Source organism: Dyadobacter sp. 32 (assembly GCF_902506755.1).
In the GTDB taxonomy this organism is placed as follows: Bacteria; Bacteroidota; Bacteroidia; order Cytophagales; family Spirosomataceae; genus Dyadobacter.
Map to the genome: position 1 here is coordinate 1,520,580 of NZ_LR735258.1, position 17,408 is coordinate 1,537,987.

Annotated in this window: 24 protein-coding genes; 18 read left to right on the forward strand and 6 right to left on the reverse strand. The window is 43.2% G+C overall.

The annotated features are described in order from the left end of the window. Positions 1-25: 25 nt before the first annotated feature. Positions 26-358 (forward strand): hypothetical protein, encoded by a 333-nt coding sequence (locus DYADSP32_RS06030; RefSeq protein ID WP_149243565.1) that lies wholly within the window; start codon positions 26-28, stop codon positions 356-358. Positions 359-918: 560 nt separating this feature from the next. Further along, positions 919-1,902, forward strand: a complete 984-nt coding sequence (locus tag DYADSP32_RS06035) for a glycosyltransferase family 2 protein (protein WP_149243564.1) — start codon at positions 919-921, stop codon at positions 1,900-1,902. A 183-nt stretch (positions 1,903-2,085) separates the two neighbouring features. On the opposite strand, the gene DYADSP32_RS06040 is transcribed toward DYADSP32_RS06035, so the two are convergent. The 3 genes from DYADSP32_RS06040 to DYADSP32_RS06050 all read right to left on the reverse strand — a co-directional run bounded on the left by DYADSP32_RS06040 (position 2,086) and on the right by DYADSP32_RS06050 (position 4,647). Then, positions 2,086-2,490, reverse strand: a complete 405-nt coding sequence (locus tag DYADSP32_RS06040) for a DUF1801 domain-containing protein (RefSeq protein ID WP_149243563.1) — start codon at positions 2,488-2,490, stop codon at positions 2,086-2,088. A gap of 1 nt (position 2,491) precedes the next feature. Beyond that, complete coding sequence (locus DYADSP32_RS06045; RefSeq protein ID WP_414617561.1) at positions 2,492-2,920, reverse strand: iron chaperone; 429 nt, start codon at positions 2,918-2,920, stop codon at positions 2,492-2,494. 104 nt (positions 2,921-3,024) lie between these two features. Further along, positions 3,025-4,647 carry an aminotransferase class V-fold PLP-dependent enzyme gene (locus DYADSP32_RS06050; RefSeq protein WP_149243562.1) on the reverse strand — a complete coding sequence of 541 codons (1,623 nt, stop codon included), beginning with the start codon at positions 4,645-4,647 and terminating at the stop codon, positions 3,025-3,027. Between the two features lie 219 nt (positions 4,648-4,866). Between DYADSP32_RS06050 and DYADSP32_RS06055 the strand changes: the two genes are divergently transcribed. The 6 genes from DYADSP32_RS06055 (at position 4,867) to DYADSP32_RS06080 (ending at position 9,141) form a co-directional block, all read left to right on the forward strand. Next, entirely contained in the window at positions 4,867-5,274 is a 408-nt protein-coding gene (locus tag DYADSP32_RS06055; RefSeq protein ID WP_149243561.1) for a hypothetical protein, read from the forward strand. Between the two features lie 247 nt (positions 5,275-5,521). Next, positions 5,522-6,202, forward strand: a complete 681-nt coding sequence (locus DYADSP32_RS06060; protein WP_149243560.1) for a DUF4369 domain-containing protein — start codon at positions 5,522-5,524, stop codon at positions 6,200-6,202. A 69-nt stretch (positions 6,203-6,271) separates the two neighbouring features. After that, positions 6,272-7,033: a hypothetical protein gene (locus tag DYADSP32_RS06065; RefSeq protein ID WP_149243559.1), complete on the forward strand. Its 762-nt coding sequence runs from the start codon at positions 6,272-6,274 to the stop codon at positions 7,031-7,033. A gap of 95 nt (positions 7,034-7,128) precedes the next feature. Continuing rightward, a complete protein-coding gene (locus tag DYADSP32_RS06070; RefSeq protein ID WP_149243558.1) occupies positions 7,129-8,367 on the forward strand; it encodes an MFS transporter in 1,239 nt (412 codons plus the stop codon). Between the two features lie 52 nt (positions 8,368-8,419). After that, a complete protein-coding gene (locus DYADSP32_RS06075; RefSeq protein ID WP_149243557.1) occupies positions 8,420-8,803 on the forward strand; it encodes a YchJ family metal-binding protein in 384 nt (127 codons plus the stop codon). Between the two features lie 17 nt (positions 8,804-8,820). Next, the gene (locus tag DYADSP32_RS06080) at positions 8,821-9,141 is read left to right on the forward strand and encodes a hypothetical protein (RefSeq protein WP_149243556.1); all 321 of its coding nucleotides are present in this window, start codon (positions 8,821-8,823) and stop codon (positions 9,139-9,141) included. Here the strand turns inward: DYADSP32_RS06080 and DYADSP32_RS06085 are convergent. Further along, complete coding sequence (locus tag DYADSP32_RS06085; RefSeq protein ID WP_149243555.1) at positions 9,138-9,923, reverse strand: SDR family oxidoreductase; 786 nt, start codon at positions 9,921-9,923, stop codon at positions 9,138-9,140. The genes DYADSP32_RS06080 and DYADSP32_RS06085 overlap by 4 nt on opposite strands. Positions 9,924-10,217: 294 nt before the next feature. Here DYADSP32_RS06085 and DYADSP32_RS06090 point away from each other — a divergent pair, with 294 nt between their 5' ends. The 4 genes from DYADSP32_RS06090 (at position 10,218) to DYADSP32_RS06105 (ending at position 12,088) form a co-directional block, all read left to right on the forward strand. Further along, on the forward strand, positions 10,218-10,721 hold the full coding sequence (locus tag DYADSP32_RS06090) for a DinB family protein (protein ID WP_149243554.1): 504 nt from the start codon (positions 10,218-10,220) through the stop codon (positions 10,719-10,721). Positions 10,722-10,805: 84 nt separating this feature from the next. Then, complete coding sequence (locus tag DYADSP32_RS06095; protein WP_149243553.1) at positions 10,806-11,195, forward strand: VOC family protein; 390 nt, start codon at positions 10,806-10,808, stop codon at positions 11,193-11,195. A 126-nt stretch (positions 11,196-11,321) separates the two neighbouring features. Continuing rightward, positions 11,322-11,744 (forward strand): secondary thiamine-phosphate synthase enzyme YjbQ, encoded by a 423-nt coding sequence (locus DYADSP32_RS06100; protein ID WP_149243552.1) that lies wholly within the window; start codon positions 11,322-11,324, stop codon positions 11,742-11,744. Positions 11,745-11,875: 131 nt separating this feature from the next. Continuing rightward, on the forward strand, positions 11,876-12,088 hold the full coding sequence (locus DYADSP32_RS06105) for a hypothetical protein (RefSeq protein WP_149243551.1): 213 nt from the start codon (positions 11,876-11,878) through the stop codon (positions 12,086-12,088). A 240-nt stretch (positions 12,089-12,328) separates the two neighbouring features. Here the strand turns inward: DYADSP32_RS06105 and DYADSP32_RS06110 are convergent, their stop codons facing one another. Beyond that, complete coding sequence (locus DYADSP32_RS06110) at positions 12,329-12,706, reverse strand: GxxExxY protein (protein ID WP_149243550.1); 378 nt, start codon at positions 12,704-12,706, stop codon at positions 12,329-12,331. A 561-nt stretch (positions 12,707-13,267) separates the two neighbouring features. Here DYADSP32_RS06110 and DYADSP32_RS06115 point away from each other — a divergent pair. Continuing rightward, positions 13,268-13,867 (forward strand): 2'-5' RNA ligase family protein, encoded by a 600-nt coding sequence (locus DYADSP32_RS06115; RefSeq protein WP_149243549.1) that lies wholly within the window; start codon positions 13,268-13,270, stop codon positions 13,865-13,867. Positions 13,868-13,902: 35 nt separating this feature from the next. On the opposite strand, the gene DYADSP32_RS06120 is transcribed toward DYADSP32_RS06115, so the two are convergent. Then, positions 13,903-14,535, reverse strand: coding sequence for a pyridoxamine 5'-phosphate oxidase family protein (locus tag DYADSP32_RS06120; protein ID WP_149244955.1), 633 nt, complete (start codon positions 14,533-14,535; stop codon positions 13,903-13,905). A gap of 208 nt (positions 14,536-14,743) precedes the next feature. Here DYADSP32_RS06120 and DYADSP32_RS06125 point away from each other — a divergent pair, with 208 nt between their 5' ends. The 5 genes from DYADSP32_RS06125 (at position 14,744) to DYADSP32_RS06145 (ending at position 17,328) form a co-directional block, all read left to right on the forward strand. After that, positions 14,744-15,193, forward strand: coding sequence for a hypothetical protein (locus tag DYADSP32_RS06125; RefSeq protein WP_149243548.1), 450 nt, complete (start codon positions 14,744-14,746; stop codon positions 15,191-15,193). Positions 15,194-15,491: 298 nt separating this feature from the next. Further along, the gene (locus DYADSP32_RS06130) at positions 15,492-15,764 is read left to right on the forward strand and encodes a hypothetical protein (protein WP_149243547.1); all 273 of its coding nucleotides are present in this window, start codon (positions 15,492-15,494) and stop codon (positions 15,762-15,764) included. 194 nt (positions 15,765-15,958) lie between these two features. Next, positions 15,959-16,372, forward strand: a complete 414-nt coding sequence (locus DYADSP32_RS06135; protein WP_149243546.1) for a VOC family protein — start codon at positions 15,959-15,961, stop codon at positions 16,370-16,372. 21 nt (positions 16,373-16,393) lie between these two features. Then, complete coding sequence (locus tag DYADSP32_RS06140) at positions 16,394-16,894, forward strand: YdeI/OmpD-associated family protein (RefSeq protein ID WP_149243545.1); 501 nt, start codon at positions 16,394-16,396, stop codon at positions 16,892-16,894. Between the two features lie 29 nt (positions 16,895-16,923). Continuing rightward, entirely contained in the window at positions 16,924-17,328 is a 405-nt protein-coding gene (locus tag DYADSP32_RS06145) for a VOC family protein (RefSeq protein WP_149243544.1), read from the forward strand. Positions 17,329-17,408: the final 80 nt, after the last annotated feature.

The following is a 17,408-nucleotide window of genomic DNA, read 5'->3' on the forward strand; positions in this document are numbered from 1 at the left end:
TAAAAAGATATCAATTAATAAAAAAATGGTGGATCGAAAACTAATAGCCAAATCCCTGCTTACCATTTTAACGGCCTCGCTGCAGGTCTACATCATCATGAAGGCAGAAACGATTCATTTGCCTTATCTGGTGGCGGTTATATCGGCTATGGTGCTTGGTTATACGGAGCCACGAAGGGGCTGGTTACTCGCTCTTTTACAATGTTTTTTTGTTGTTCTGGGACATTCGCTTCTTAAATATTCCGACAGTCCTGGAGTCAGGACAGAGCTCGAAAACTTTATGCTCTACGGTTCCATTATTCTCACATTCGCCGCCAGTTTTATCGGGGCATTTCTAAAAAGGGCCCTTAAAAGCTAACCTTTGACCTTCGAATCAGCATTCAAGATTTTAATGTAGCTCTTCTAAAAGTGTGTAATTAATCTACACTTATAGCACTGCATGTCAAATCATTAGGGATTCTTGTCGCAATTTGCCGCGCACCTTTCCGTAGCCAATTAACCCCCTGATACTTTTTTTTTGAAAATAAATTACAACGTTTCAAAGACCAAAAGCGTCAATGATTACAGAGAAGCACAAACCTGTTTGTGTTTTTCACAGAATAAACTGGTTGATTATGTGACTATACCTGAAATGGTCAGTCGGATACTTAGCTTTGGCACCACAACCGCCAGGATTGAGATTTTATTCTTTCGAGAAGCAACAGAAAGTATTTTAATTCCGATCCACTCACCAGGGTGGTTCAATAATTGATAACAGCAAAGTGTTTTATTATTTCATTGTCAGAATTTACCGCATGCATTTCCCGTATTACCATTCATATCAGTCCTTCTCTTCCGTCCACTCAATCATTTTTCAACCGAAACTGCAACCGATTATTTGAATAAAATTTACTTCACACATTTTAAATAATCTGTTTTATGAAGAGTATTTCTGTAGTGATACCCAACTATAATGGGAAACATTTATTCGAGAAGTATTTTGAGCACAACTTCAAGGTGCTGAAATCCCTGGGTCAGGATGTGCAAATCATCGTAATTGATGACGCATCCACAGATGACTCCGTGGCTTATCTTCAGGAAAATTATGGTGATAAAATTGTCCTGCTTCAAAAAGACACCAACTCTGGTTTTTCAGACACCTGCAATATCGGTATAGAAAAGGCCGAAAATGACCTTATTTTTCTATTAAATACAGATGTTACGGTGGAGGCTGACTATTTTGAAAAACTTTACAAATATTTTGATCTGGAGGACACTTTCGGTGTAATGGGCAGGATTATCGGCATGGACGACGACCTGATCAGGGAGGCTGCCCGAACTCCTAAAATCATGGGCCGTAAAATTAAGTCGGGGGATTTTTTCCATGTCAGCGACAGAAACACCCTTACACCAACCTTCTATCTATCCGGGGCCATTGCTTTAATGGACACAAAAAAACTGAAGGCCATGAACGGTTTCAACGAAATGTTCAACCCCTACTATTGCGAGGACCAGGAGCTATCCATTCGGGCCTGGCGACTTGGCTGGAAATGCTATTACGAGCACAATGCCGTGTGCCGCCACGAAGTATCCGCGAGCACCAAAAACCACAATCAAAAAAGGGCGATCAAAAAGATACATTTTCGAAACAGATATTATGTACATTATCTGCACTTGAACGATTTCGACTTGAAGCTGTGGCATTTACAGGTCATCTTCTGTGATGTACTGCTGGGTATACTTACACTACAGTTTTACAAAGCAGAAGCCTACATGGATTTTCTGAAAAATCGGGAAGCACTGGGACGGAAGAAGAAAGCATTTAATACGCAAATGAGTCGGAGCCACTCCAACCTGGGTATCAATGACATTATCCAAAACATCAAGATGATGCTCAGATACAAACAGGTCGTGAAGCTTTAATCTTACACAAAGCAGTCACATCGGATTGTTGAATTCTTTTTAATGGAATAACAAATGAGCATTTACAATCGTTAAGTCAACTAATTACCGTTCGTTTCATTTGTTGAAACAAATAATGGATTCTGACCGGAGCGATCGTGATCTGAATATGATTTTTTCGTCAATAACGACGTATCCGGGAAGCTACTTTTCGACCATACTGAGCCATGTACGGATCACTTGTTGCAAAGTGTCACTTTTTTCTTTCACCTCCTCCATATGCTTAAAAACAGTGACTCGACGGCCGTCAGCATAATTACCTTCCAGTAACCCTGCATGATTATCCACTTTGGCACCACTTGGAAAAACAATCATTACCCTTCCTTTATGTAAATTGAATACGGCTATTTCCCGCTTATATTCCTTGGGATCGAAGGGCTGCATTTCTCCGGTATAATAGAAGCTGGGATTATTCCACTTTATTCTTTCACCGATCTGCGGGTCAACAGCTAAAATGACCTGCCTGATCTCACGTACCATCTTTCCTGTTTCGAGGTCGAGCTTTTGAATGTGCGCTTCTACCAAGTCCTTGTCGGATTGCTTTGCCATCTTATTTTTTGGGAACTGTTAAGCAATTAGCCACATTCTCTTCCACCCGAAATTTTACAATTCTCTTGATCAAGTCCAGTGGTAGCGGTTGTTCCAGCGGAAATTGGATCGAGCCTTTCGCACCTTTGTACACAGACAGTTCTTCCTGAAAAGCTTTGATACCGGACGGTGCCGGGTAGAACCCTACATGTTTTTTAAAGCCTCCGAAATGTACCAGATTACCATGAAGCGTCAGCGTTGGTATGCCATAATTCATGATCTCAACCGCCTCCGGAGCAGCTTCTTTTATGGTCGATCGCATTAGTTCCAATACCTCTCGGGTTTCAGCAGGAAATGATGCTATGTAGTTGTCAACTTCCTCAGATTTATCCATAAACTGTTCCTCTATCTTTTCAATATTTCTGAAATGAATGAACTCAATTAAAAACACAATTTCAGAAAATTCCGCATGTAAATCAACGTCAAAAAAAGAACTTTCGATTCCAGTCCATCAAAAAAGGGAGGCGATTGCCTCCCTTCATCTGCATGTTCTATCTAGGTTGCCAGCGGCGGGCCCGACGGGATCATGAATTTTTCCCGCTTGCCACGGAATGTATGTTTTTTTGCGGTAAACGTTGCCGTCATATATTCGCCCATGTATACAGAGCCGGTTATTACATCGTCTTTAACCACACCCGAAAACATAAAAGTGATGTTATCGCCAGGCGTACGGCTACTCGCCCGAATTTTCACCTCGTTACCTTCAATGTTACCCTGCAGTTCATTTACAGTAAACTCTCCCTTGTGTGATCCCTGCAACCAGTTACCATCCTGCTCTATAATAAAGGAATGCTTACTGCTACTACTAAAAAAGGTTAAATCAACATCCCAATGCCCTTTAATAGAAACAAGTGGCGCAACCATTTCGGTCTTTTTGGGTACACGTTTTTGAGAGAGAACCTCAAAAAGCCGGTCTGCCACCACCTTATCATCACCGGGCTGCATCTGCCCGGTTGTAATCGAAACATATGTTGTACCTGGCTCGCGGGATCCTCCCCCCAAAGCGATCCGCGGTTTACTCCGTCCAAATAGTTCTGCAATTTCTTCACCGGTAATATTCAGCTTCGCCGGATCCCAGGTGATTACGAGCTGTGGCGTACGGTTGGATAAGTCTGTTGGCTCTACCACACGGGTTTTTATTGATTCTATTGAAGACACTTTTTTGGAAATATTATCCAGCCATGTCAGCCACCTTTTCCATTCGGCGGCATGATCCCGTTTAATCCAGGCTTCAACCGCCGCCAGCATACCAAGGGTTTCCTCCCGGCCTACTTTGTTATCCCGTCCGGGGCCATGATGCGGTGCGCTTGCTTGCCAGGCCGACATCAAAAGATCTTTTTTACCCAAAACCAAACCCGCACATTGTGGGCCGCAAAGTGCCTTTCCGCCACTGTAAACGACCACGGTCGCACCTTTTTGGAGGTGAACATTCGGTATAGTAAGATCTTCAGCCGCCGCATCCACCATCACCGGAATATCTTTAGATTTTGCTACTTTTGCAATGGCTTCAAGAGAGAATGGCCCACTATTGGCTTGTCCACCAGCCATAATGTAGATCATCGCGGTCCGGGAACTGATTGCATTTTCGAGCTCCTCAATAGTATCCACAGTAATAATTTTGACACCCACGTTACGGATCGCATGATCATAAACATTTCTGGAATAAGCGGGGATAATCACTTCAGTTTTTTCGAATCCTGAGAGATCGGGAATCCGAATCAGTTTTTCAGGGTTCCCTCCTGTAACGCACGCAACTGTGACATGCTTCATACCGGCCGCACATCCCGCCGATACCACGCCCCATTCCGCACCGGTAAGTTCTCCCAGTTTCTTACCTACTCCAAATGCGAGCTCGTCATATTGGACAAACAGCTGAGCGGCAGCATCCATCGCTGCCCGCACTTCGGGGCGCTCAACGGAGCCTCCAATGATGGTAAAGGTACCGCGACAGTTGATAATTGGCTCCACTCCCACCGCTTCGTACACTTGTTTAGAGGCAGCCAGCGGCGAATTTGTAAGCCTTATATCAATCACGGACGATTCGGGCTTTTTAGGAATTATCATTCCTCCGGCAAGCGGCAGAAATGACAGATCTTTGATTACATCTCTTCTCTTCATAGATATTCTGGTTTTCTGTGGGTTGTAGGAATCCGGACCGTAAAATAAGATTTTTCAGGCTTATAAAAGCCCTCGTGGTAAACACAAGATGCATTTTTCTGTCAATGATACTCTTGTTCTTACATTTAACAGATAAATTCTGGCTCACCCATTACTGTTGTTACAATTAATTTAACAAGTAAATTTGATCTTTTGCAATCCCTTCGGATTCATAACCCCATGATGACACTCAAACACAAAGTCTCAAAGTCAGCGGATCAGGTTTTCAGCTACCTGACGGACATGCAAAAATTTGTCTCGGTTCACCCGGTGATTTACAAAATAGAGCTCCTTCAAAATAATCAATATTTGTTTTTTGAAACCCTCCGTATCGCGGTCATACCCTGTTCCTTTTCCTATCCTGGCACCGTTGAGCATGATTACAGCCTCCAAAAAGTGACTATGCGGGCAGTTGTGATGAAAATAACAAAAATTGAAATCGTATTCCACATACAAACCCGGGATAATTTCACCTTTGTTGATGAACAGGTTTCCTGTCAATCGCCTTTGCCCGTTCGTTTTGTGATGGAAAAAATTTTCCGCAAGCAGCACACCAAACTTTTTTATAATATTGACAACTCCGAATAAGGTTATTCTTCAAAAAATCGATTGCCCTGCGAAAATCTAATCCTGGCAAAGAGTATTGAATGCCCAATGGCACTTTTTATTACAATTTTGCTACTCATCGAAACGGGCAGGTCAAAGCTTTCAGTTTAACCATGGTGGTAACTTATTTCCAACGGCTGTCTTGATCACGTGGAATCATTTATTTTTTAAATTGGCATGCTATGAATAAAGTCCTTGGGCAAAGCGTTGGTGAAACAGAAAACTTGACATGAACAACCCAGCTCTTAAATCAGGCATGTACAAATACCTATTATTACTCTGGACGCTGGCGCATACAGGATTCTCTCAACAGATTACCATCCACATTTCAGCTCCAGGTGACATCAAAGGACGCAAAGCGATTCTTCTCACACGGGAGAAAGGTTTCGGAGCGATTGTCCACTCATTGAAACTGACCGCCGGAGAGGTTGAACTTCAGATGTCACAAGATCTGGTGCCTGATCTTTACGAACTGAATGTCTCAAAAATGAAAGGATCACTGGTATTTTTCCTTGAACCCGGAACGCATATCCGGCTTGACACCATGGATGTAACACGTTCTGTTGTGAGCAATTCAAAAAGTAATCCGGAATGGCTGTTATTCCAGAGCAGTATTTTAACCCCATTTACAAAAAAATCGAATATTTTCACGCTTGGCGAGGCGCGTGCAAGGAAATCGGGTCATGTAGATAGCCTGAGTTACTGGGCCGGCCAAAAAGCCCTGGGGCACACCGAATTTTTAAATCAGACAGAAGCGTTTATCCGCAACAATCCCAAGTCATTTGTGAGCCTATATTTGTTGAAAAATAATTGGTATGCATTTGAGCGTAAGCACATTTTAGAAACTCTGGACCGTTCACTTTCACATCACAGGACTTACATTGCACTCCGGGCCAAGCAGGGAAAATAGAAGGTCTTTACAACGAATGATTCCATTTTTGTTTCCTGACTATACTAAATCTTATTTACCAGCATAGTCATGAAAATTAACTTTAAAAGTGCATTAAGTCCATTTTTTTTGTGTGCCGCATTATCCGTTGCCACTTATTCCTGCCGCACAGCAGAAATGGCTGTAAACAGCAACCTTAAAAACGACAGTGAAGTGTATAACGTAAAAGGAAAGCAGGGTATACAAATTGGCCAGGTGATTTCCTTTGGTGATTACAAAACCAGTAAGGTGAAGCGTGGATGGACATCTGCTTATTCCATCCCGTTTATCGTAACATTTCAGGGAGCCCGGGAAAAGCTAAGCTTTACGCAGTTTCGTGGCGATGGAGCGTCAGCGGAGGTATCGGTCGTAAGCCGTTTCAAAGAAACGGATTACACCCCTCTTAAAGATTATTTTTCCGTTTCGCTCAAATACAAAAACTATTTTGCAGGTGCGGTCCAGATCAATGACAGCAACGAAATCTGGGATTTCGTAGTGCACCATGTAGACGGTGCGAGCCGTAGCCTGAACCAGAATCCGACTGTGGGCATGGCGAGAAACGGAAACAGAAAAATCGAAATTAATGGTATCCGTGCGCTGGAGGGTGCCACTACCCTGCTTACCCAGAATGACGTTTATGGATATGAATTCCTGATGAACGGGCAAACTCTAGGCACCGTGTCCACGATCAATAATGGGAAGATTTGGTTTAAAAATGGTTTATCTTCCGAAATGAAACTGGTTATGGCCAGCATCTCAAGTGGATTACTATTAAGAAATCACGTTGAAGAGAATGCCTTAGGCATGAACTGATGTGCGAGAAATAACCATCATGCGAAAAGGCAGGAAACGGTTTTGCGGGCAGGGTCATTTGCGCTATCTTGCTGCCTGATTCACATCCTACCCTCATGAATAAACGTTACCAGGTCCTTTTTGCCCTTTCTCTGCTATCCGTAATCACGTTTCTTGACAGGATTGCGATCAGCGTCGCCAGCCCCAGGATCATGACCGACCTTGGGATAAGCAAGGAACAACTCGGCTGGATACTCGGCATATTTGCTCTAGCCTATGGTGGCTTTGAAATTCCTACCGGTCTCATGGGTGACCGTCTTGGAGCAAAAAGGGTTTTGATACGCGTTGTTCTATGGTGGTCTACATTTACGGTTCTTACCGGATTTGCAACGGGTTTTGGAATGTTATTGCTGACCAGGTTTTTATTCGGAATGGGTGAAGCTGGGGCCTATCCCAACTCTTCCATCGTTCTCTCCAAATGGTTCCCTGCCATTGAAAGAGCCCGCGGACAGGCCTGGATCTGGTCTGCGAGCCGGGTAGGTGGCGCTTTGACCCCGTTTCTGGTTATTCCCATTCAAAACCTTTATGGCTGGCGCGTAACCTTTTTTTTCCTCGGCGCGCTAGGCCTCATTTGGGTGCTCTTCTGGAAATACTGGTTTCGCGAGGAGCCAGCCGAGATGAAGGGGATCAGCGAAGTAGAATTGGACAAAATTCAGACACAGCGCAACTTGCCTGAGGGAAGCCATACATTTTCCTGGAAGATATTCAAAGACACCAATTTATTGCTCCTCATGGCCATGTACTACTGTTACGCTTCGGGGGCATTCTTTTTTCAATCGTGGCTACCCACTTATCTGCAAAAAGGACGTGGACTTGATGATCAGGATATGTCTTTCATAACGTCGTTTTCCTTCGTACTCGGTGCCGTTGGCTGCTTATCAGGTGGCTATGTGTGTGATTTCCTGGTCAAACAGCTGGGACCGAGGTGGGGTCGCGCCTCGGTAGCACTCACTGGCCTCGGCTTGTCGGGCGTGTTTATGCTGATTTCCGTTGTTACTGAAGATAATACGGTGGCCACGATTCTGCTCTCGGCCGGACTGGGACTGATGGATTTTACCATTCCAGCATCCTGGTCAACAGCGATGGATATTGGCGGGAAAAATGCAGGAACTATCACAGGTGCCATGAATACTGCCGGATTGGCAGGAGGAACCATGAACACAATCGGCTTCGGTTACCTGGTGACCGCCTTTGACAACAACTACCATGCACCGGTTGTACTTCTGGCGGTTTTACTTATTGCAGGAGCAATGCTATGGCTCAAAATTGATGCTACGAAGAGAATTGCGTTTTAGGAGCGGAGAATGGGTGTAAAAATTGTAACTTTTTTAAAATGAATGTTTTAGAATGAAATCCTGTTTTTGTGGATCGGATCAACCCTATTCTCGCTGTTGTGGACCGATTATCAGGGGAATCGTCCCGGCAAATTCAGCCGAAAAGCTCATGAGGTCGCGTTACAGCGCGTATGTAGTGGCTGATGTCGACTACCTTATAGCCACCACACATGTTTCAAAAAGAGCCATGTTGTCCAAGGCAGAAATTAAAAATTGGGCTAAATCCAACGCATGGCAGCGTCTGGAAATTATTAGTGCAAGCACGTTTGTGGTAGAATTCAAGGCTTACTTCCGGGCAGCAAATTCCAAACAACAGATACATCATGAGAAATCCACATTTGTATACGAGGAAGGAAACTGGTATTACATGGATGCTGTTTTCAATGAAGAAAAATAAATTCAACTGCATTTAACATGTTCAAACAGTTTGCGATTGCCCGGTTTATGATCGGTTTCATTGTTTTTATGCTGGCATACATGGTAGCCAGTCTTTCGTATGATACATTTTTTCATGTTCTTACGGCGGGCATGTTTATTCTTACTTTATGGATCATGCATGAAGTACAGCTTGGATTTAAGGAACAACTCGCTGAAAAAGAGCGGATATGCGACGAAAAACTGGCTGATTTCCAGGAAATGTTAGACGAAAAGCAAATGGAACTAGACACGATAATCCGGGCAATAAGTAATTACAAAAATACAGAACCCGACAGTAACATCCCCCAGGCTTCCTAGCCCGCTGTCCATCCGCCATCCACAGACAGGACTGAGCCTGTCATATACGACGATGCATCGCTTGCCAGAAAAATGGCCACGCCTTGTATTTCTTTCAATTGCCCCCAGCGCTTCAGGGCGGTCGCTCCCAAAATTTTCTCCTTCGTTTCTACCGTGTCAGCAATAGGTATGTTCATTTCCGTCAGAAAAGGGCCCGGACAAATTACATTAACCAGGATATTAAATGGGGCCAACTCAAGAGCAAGTGTTCTCGTCATCTGGATCACTGCTCCCTTACTTGCCGTGTAAGGAGTTCTGTTGGCCAGACCGATCAATCCCAACGCACTGCCCAGATTGATAATCCTGCCCCCACCCGATTCCTTCATGAATGGCACAACGGCTCGTGAAACCAGCCAGGTTCCATTTACATTTGTGTCCATCACATCTGTAAAACTTTTGAAAGAGAGTTCGTCGATAGGCCCGCGAATATTTATTCCCGCACAATTAATTAAAATGTCAATTTTACCAAAAACCAGCATCGCATGCGATGCAACCAGCTTGGCTTGGGACTCGTTTGTCATATCCGCTGAAATTGAGGTCGTTATAACGCCATATGCTTCTGCCAGATTTTTGGCAGCAGACATGGCCTCTCCGGCGTTTCGGCTCACAAGCATAACATTGGCACCCGCCGATGCCAGGCCAGCAGCCATGGCAAAACCAAGCCCTTTGGTACCGCCTGTAATCACCGCACTTTTCCCACTGAGATCGAACTGACTGATGCCCGGCAAGTTATCTTTAATCATAATAAGAGAATTTATTGAAAACCATTTCAACGCACCTATTGACCATCACCTCAGCCTAGGCGGGTCTCAGAAAGGGCACCTGGGACAGACGGTTCTTCCTAAAAACCAAGGAATAGCGCAGATGCCCCCCCGCCGGGTAAGTTACCAAAGTAAATAGGAGCGGGTCATTTACTTATGCCGTGGAGAACCAGTCCAGCTCAAAAATCCAATCAGCTAAGAAAATAAAATGATTACCTGTACGGAATGGAGCCCCTCCTATGTCTTCCGATTAGTATTTATTTAAACAAAACAAAAATGGAAAACCGAACATCAAAGAAAGCAAATCTAGAAGCATTTTTAGAAATTTACGACTTTCATACCCGATTTTTTATCAATGCAATTGAAGGGTTTTCAGACGTAGATTCTCATAACCGACTGAATACAAAGGCCAATCATGTTGCTTGGCTCGCCGGCAGCGTCGTTCATGAAAGGTTTGAGCTTGCCAATGCCGTTGGGATTGCTCTGAAACAAACCTCCGATGCGCTATTCTTTAATCATAAAGGGATTCAGGAAAATACCACCTATCCTCACCTGGATGAATACCGAAAAGATTGGGCAACAATCAGCCCTCTCTTGAGAACGGCTTTTGCAAGCCTGAGTGAGGAAGAACTGGCTGGGGCGGATCCTTTTGATATGCCCGGAGGCGACTACACACTCTTTGATTCAATCACGTTTTGCCTGGATCGGGAATCCTACTGTATCGGGCAGATCGGTTTATGGAGACGATTGCTGGATTATCCACCCGTGCGCTACGAATGAAATCGACTGCCAAAAGTCTAGTTTTGGCATGGTTGTTGAACAATACGAAAACCTATATAACTTAACCTACTAAAAATCAATTGCATGGATACTTTAAAAGAAAGTCTGGCCTTCAGCGGATTCTCCGTAGACAATTTTGAGAAAGCAAAAGATTTCTATGGGAATACGCTGGGCCTGGATGTGGCTGAAAGCAAAGAGATGCCGGGAATTCTTCATCTTCGTCTTGCAGGAGGAAATACCATTCTCATCTACACCAAACCTGAACACATTCCTGCTACGTTCACAATTCTGAATTTCCCAGTTAAAAACATCGAATCCACTGTGGCTACCTTACACGCCAACGGTATTGTTTTTGAAAAGTATGAAGGAATGGAGATCGGTGAAGACGGGATTTTCAGGGGAGGTGGTCCATTAATCGCCTGGTTTACAGATCCGGCAGGCAACATTCTTTCCGTAATTGAACAAGATCTGTGACAGCTAACGGCTTCTAAACTCAATTTCACTGTAACAATAGCACGTCTTTTTAATGGCGTGCTTTTTGTTTATTTGAGAAGTGAAGGTCCCCAATATTTAATTCAGCATGTACCAAATCGCTCGAAAATGAAGATCTATCAGCAGCATATACAACTGAAGGCGAGAAAAAGAGGTTTTCATCTTGTGACGCAGGAGATTGTCCAGCATTTCACGGAAATCACTACATTGAAAAAGGGCATTTGCCAGATCTTTATTCAACATACCTCGGCCTCGCTCACCATCAACGAAAACGCCGACCCGACCGTGAGAAAGGATTTTGAAATGTTTTTCAATAAAACTGCTCCTGAAAACGATCCTGATTACGAGCATGACTATGAGGGGGCAGATGATATGCCTGCTCACCTGAAGGCATCGCTACTTGGAAGCAGTGTGTTGATTCCAATCACGAATGGCATGCTCGATTTGGGGATCTGGCAAGGGATTTATCTTTGTGAGCACCGAAATAGTGGAGGGCCCCGAAATCTGGTCATTACTGCCTGGGGAGATTGACGCGGATGCCCTGAACGCATATCTAGCTGAGACAGCCAAGGCAGGTTAAACAATTTGGAATATTTCCATTTTAAGGATTATTTCCATTTCAAGTAATTTTCCCTAGCTTTGAGGAATTCAAATCTTACAATATGAAGACCTCGATTAATTACATTATTGTAGCCTCTGATATGGTGTGGCAATGGTACTATGACGAACACGGCACCAAGAATTTCCGCGAACTTCTAGGCCGTGAAGCGATGCAATTTATAGAGATTACCCATACCAATCCTCTTAAATCTGCGGGTCGCATCAGCGCAAATCTGCCGGAAATCAAAAATATCTTCCCCGCAGATCAAAGGTGATTTCAATCTGCAGACTTTAGCGGATAGTGTAATACGGACCAATTCAAACCCCTTAACAGGTTGCAGTATTTGAAAATCTTCCTAAATCTGCGTTTGGCATCAGCGCAAATCTGCGGGAAAAATGAAAATATCTTCCCCGCAGATCAAAGGTGATTTAAATCCGCAGACTTTCGCTGGAAAATTCCCGAACCTCCTAATTCAATTCTACTTGGACAAAGAGGCTGCCACGATCAGAGGGATTTAAATAAGATTAACTTTGCGAAAAATGCTGGATGCAATATTATCTGTGTTAAAATTCACCAACAATCCCAGTTTGAGTTCCGACAACTTCAAATAAGTGATTATCTGTTTGTGATGGACACTCAAGAGCTTTTCTACAGACTTAACCTCGACAATAACTTTACTTTCTACGAGCAAGTCCAAACAATAAGCAACATCCACATGAACAGTATCGTAGATCATTGGTAAAAATACCTGAGAACGAACATTCAACCCCGCTTTTGAAATCTCATATTTCAACGCAGCTTCATAAGCGGATTCAAATAAGCCTTGACCTAAGGCATTAAAAACTTTAAAGATACATCCTCTAATAACATACGAAATATCGTTCTCTTCCATGTATTACTCGGTTATATGATTTAAGATCATCATTTTACCACATTGTCATCGTCTCACTTATCCTGACGCGAACTATTAAAAAAGTAATGGTATGGATAAAATTTTGTTTTGAATTTATCCAGAACAGGGAGCTTGATGGAATAGTAATAAAAATCAAAGCAACACCTCAGTCGACTATTTGTATTTGGGAAATCCTCTTAAATCTGCGTGTGGCATCAGCGTAAATCTGCGGGAAAACAAAAATTTCTTCCCCGCAGATCAAAGATGATTTAAATCCGCAGATTTTCGCGGATACTAAAATACAGACCAATTCAAACCTCTTAACTGGCTGAAATAATGAAAATCCTCTTAAATCTGCTTGTGATATCTGCGTCAATCTGCGGGAACACTAAATTTCGTCCCCGTAGACTGGAGGTGCTTTTATCCACAAATCACCATTTCTTTAGACTCCAAGTAGCTTAAGAAATACCTCAGACACATATTTTGCGTTTTTTTTGCTAATTTCACAGACAACCCACATAGGCTTAGGATCTCATAGCTTAGTGCCCCAAGCCTTCACCAATGAGAAAAATTGACAAGAACCAGCTCGATTTGTTCGGGCCGCAAATTTGGTATGAGTACTTAATTGTGATTTCTCCAGACGAGGAAATTACCAAAGAAATAAATGTCCGTAAAAAAAAAATCAACGCGCTACTCGGCGCGGATGTAGCCTCTACTCATTCAGTCCCACACATCAGTTTACTTAATTTCCTTCATACCGAACACGAGATGATTCTTAAGCGAATGAAGGACATTTTATCCAGGCAAGCCCCCTTTCCCGTTAAATTAAACGGTGTGGCATTTTTTGAGCCGACCCCGGAATCAAAAATCCTGTACGCACGCGTCGCAGAAAAGCCTTTGATACAATCCCTTACCAGTCAGCTCAAAACAGGTATTGGCAGGGGAACAAAATCGAACCCTCACTTGACCATTCTCGGGGCCATTCCGATAAAAAACCATGAGATCCTTCATGCGCATCTGGCCGAGTTAACTATGGAAGTAACGTTTTTATGTAAAGGTGTTACCGTCTTAAGAAGGTTAAAAGATGACCCGACAGGCATTTGGGATTTCAGCTTGAACCTTCCGTTTAACACCATGATTACCGAAAAGGATACAGTTTAGGTAACACAACTGCAGTACTCTTCTCTGAGATCAGCTCAAGTATTCAAATGACAAGGCAACGGAATATTCACACTTGAATCATCTGCGACAGGTGTCCCTCTTTTTGACTCTAGGGGAAGCAGTCCTGACCATATTGGAAGCGCTTTATCCTCAGGCTCATCATTGGGCATACCAGAACGTGTCTTAGCAGAAGCTTGTTCAAGGGAAAATGCCAGCACGCTCGTTTTATTCACTTCGCGATCCGTAACCGGTCGCAAATAATCCCAGCTTTCTGGCACCATTTTATTGGTAAACCATTCAAACGATTCTAATTTCCGGGCTTTATCTTCCACTTTTTCGGCATTTGCAAATATCACTACCGAACGATAGTTTACGGAGTGACTAAAAGCTGACTTTGCTACCACTAAGGAATCTACGAGCATTACGGTAATACAAACCGGCAAGCCTTTCTCTATTTCCCGGATGAAATGGCTACCAACGGAGCCGTGTATATATATTTTATCCTCGAAGCGAACAAAGGATGTTGGGATGGAAAATGGTCGGTTATCAACAGCATAGCTGATGGTGCAGAAAAGTGCTTCATCCAGTATCGAATTGACACTTTCTTTATCGTAACTGGCTCGTTTGGCGGAACGGCTTGGAACAAGCTCCGGATTGGTTGGTATCATCATTTCAATGTTTTTACAAATGTCCGCAAAAAACTTGCATAACAAAATGATCTAATTGTCAAATTTACCAGGCTCCAATCTGTAAAGGCGGCAACGGCCACAATTCTTTTTATTCTCAAAAGAATATCACGGCAAGCCGAATTGTCGCTTTTCTCACATATGGCATGGTTTTGGATGCTTGTTCAGTAAACATAAATAACCAATTTCTATGAAAGCCCAACTATCATTGATTACCCTCGTAGTCACAATAATCATGTCATTCAATGCCTCGGCCCAGGTGGTATCCAAAGATTCAATTAATGCACTCAAAGGTCAGAAGGAGATCATTGAGATAAGTAAAAAAATAAACGAAAGTAAAATCGAGCTGGCCAAATTGGAAAATCAGCTGGAAGAAAAGATCAAAGAGGCAGAAAAAGCTTCAACTGAGGCCCAGTCTTCTGCCGATTACAATCAAAAAGTAGCCAATCAGCTGAGCAACGATGCACAAGACAGGAAGCTTTCGCGCCGAGCAAGCAAAGCGGCAAGTCGTGCAAGCCGAAGTGCAAAATCTGCCCGGAGAGCTACTGACCATCTTGAAAACCTGAAAAAGAATATTGATTCACTTCGAGAAAAAATAGCTCAGGACGAGCAAAAGTTAGCCTCTATGTCGGGAAATTGACAAACCCGGTTTGATAAAAAAAATGAATAATGTAACGGCTGTCCCAATGATGGGCAGCCGTTTTGTTTGGCACTTAAATAGGTTTCCTCATCGCTAAACCAAAATCTTAAAGGCGGATAAGATGTACGGTTTATGAAATTGCAAACGCACAAATTATTACTTGAATAAAAAAAGAGCCCATTCATGTCCGGATTCAAGATGGAAGATGGTCACTTGTCAGACGGACCTGGTTGGGTAGTGATATTCGTTAAGTTGAACATGAGATACACCTTCAATCTATACAAAAGACTTTCGGACCATGATAGAAGTTTTAAAAACAAATGTAAATGAGCGCTTTCAGGCCGTTGAGGTCCTGCAACAGTTACATAGAACATTCCCCGGGTATCAGGCCAACTTTGATCTGGATGATTGCGACAAAATATTACGCGTGGAAAGTAAAACAGAGAGGATTCAATCCGTTTTAATCATAGTCATGCTGAAAAACTCAGGCTTCCGGGCAGAAATTCTTGAAGACGACTTACTCGAAGAGCATGATGAAGCCTTTTATTTGGTAAACGACAAGATAAACTGACTATTTGCTGTGGGCAGGAATTACCCTTTGATCCCAACCTGCTACTTTTATATTGTTTCCAAATGACACAATTACAGTCTCCAGCCTGCATTTGGTCAAATAAAGTTCAACTAAAAAATAAAAAACATCCACTCCCTTGTCCGGATGTGGATCATCCCGACGTCTTGTAAACACCAACTGAACATTTACGCAGGATGAAAACAATTATAAATGCTTATTTACATCTGGAAGGTCGATGCCGGGAAGCAATGAGCTTCTACCAGGACTGCTTCGGTGGGAAGCTTACGCTGCAAGCCGTGAAAGATTCTCCCATGGCCGATCAGTGGCCGGCTGGCTTACAAAATCAGATCCTACACGCAAGCTTGATAAGCGACAATCTGGTATTGTTGGGTTCCGATATGACGGACGGTGAAGGAGCTGTTATAAAGGGATCCAACATATCACTCTCAATAACCTGCTCCAATGGAGCCGAAATGCAGGAGTTTTTCTCTGCATTATCTAAGGATGGTGAAGTGAAGCGTCCGATTCATTCGTTTTTCGCCGGCAGGATGGCCGCTGTCCAAGATAAGTACGGCATATTCTGGATGCTTTACAGTGATAAAAAATAACCCTGTTTAACGGAAACGAATATGAATGACGATAAACTAAATATCAATTCAGTCAGTTTTAGCTCCGTTTTGCTTTTAGCCGGCAAAACGGCAACGGGCATACAGGTACCTGACGAGGTTGTAGCAAAATTAGGTGATAGCAAAAAACCTGCTGTTTTAGCCACCCTGAATGGTTACACTTATCGGACTACGGTAGCAACCATGACAGGAAAGTATATGCTTACGGTTAGCGCGGAAGTAAGAAACCATGCCAAAATAGTCGCCGGAGATAACGTGACGGTGAATCTAGAGCTCGATCTGGCTCCAAGAGAAGTCACCATCCCTGACGATTTTCGCCAGGCACTAAGCGCCAACACAAATGCAGAAAAGCTCTTTGACAGCCTTTCATATAGCAATCAACGTCGTTTTGTGCTCTCAATTGAAGGAGCCAAAACAATGGAAACGCGGCAGCGCCGTATTGAAAAGTCCGTTGGTGACCTTGCATCAGGTTTAACCTGGGCAACACTACTTGCAAATCCATAATCTTAAACCAACTAAATAACAAATCAAACATGGCAACCAAAATATTTGTAAACCTACCAGTAAAGGATCTGAATAAGAGTGTCACTTTTTTTACCAAATTAGGATTCACTTTTAATCCGCAGTTTACCGATGAAAAGGCAACTTGCATGATCATAGGAGAGGATATATTCATCATGCTACTGGTGGAGCCATTCTTCCAAAGTTTCACAAAAAAGGAAATAGCAGATGCAACCAAAATCACAGAATCCATTATTTGCCTTTCGGCCGAAAGTCCTGCGAAAGTGGATGAAATGGTAAGTCTGGCACTGGAAGCAGGAGGCAAAGCACCCAACGACAAGCAGGAGCATGGCTGGATGTACGGACACGGTTTCGAGGATCTGGACGGGCACTTGTGGGAAGTAATGTGGATGGATCCGGCAGCGGCAAATGGCTGATGCATGGGAGAAAAGATCGAAGTGGAATCACAATAAAGTTTGCGGGGCACCTGTAATAGGCTACTTTACTGACAAATTTG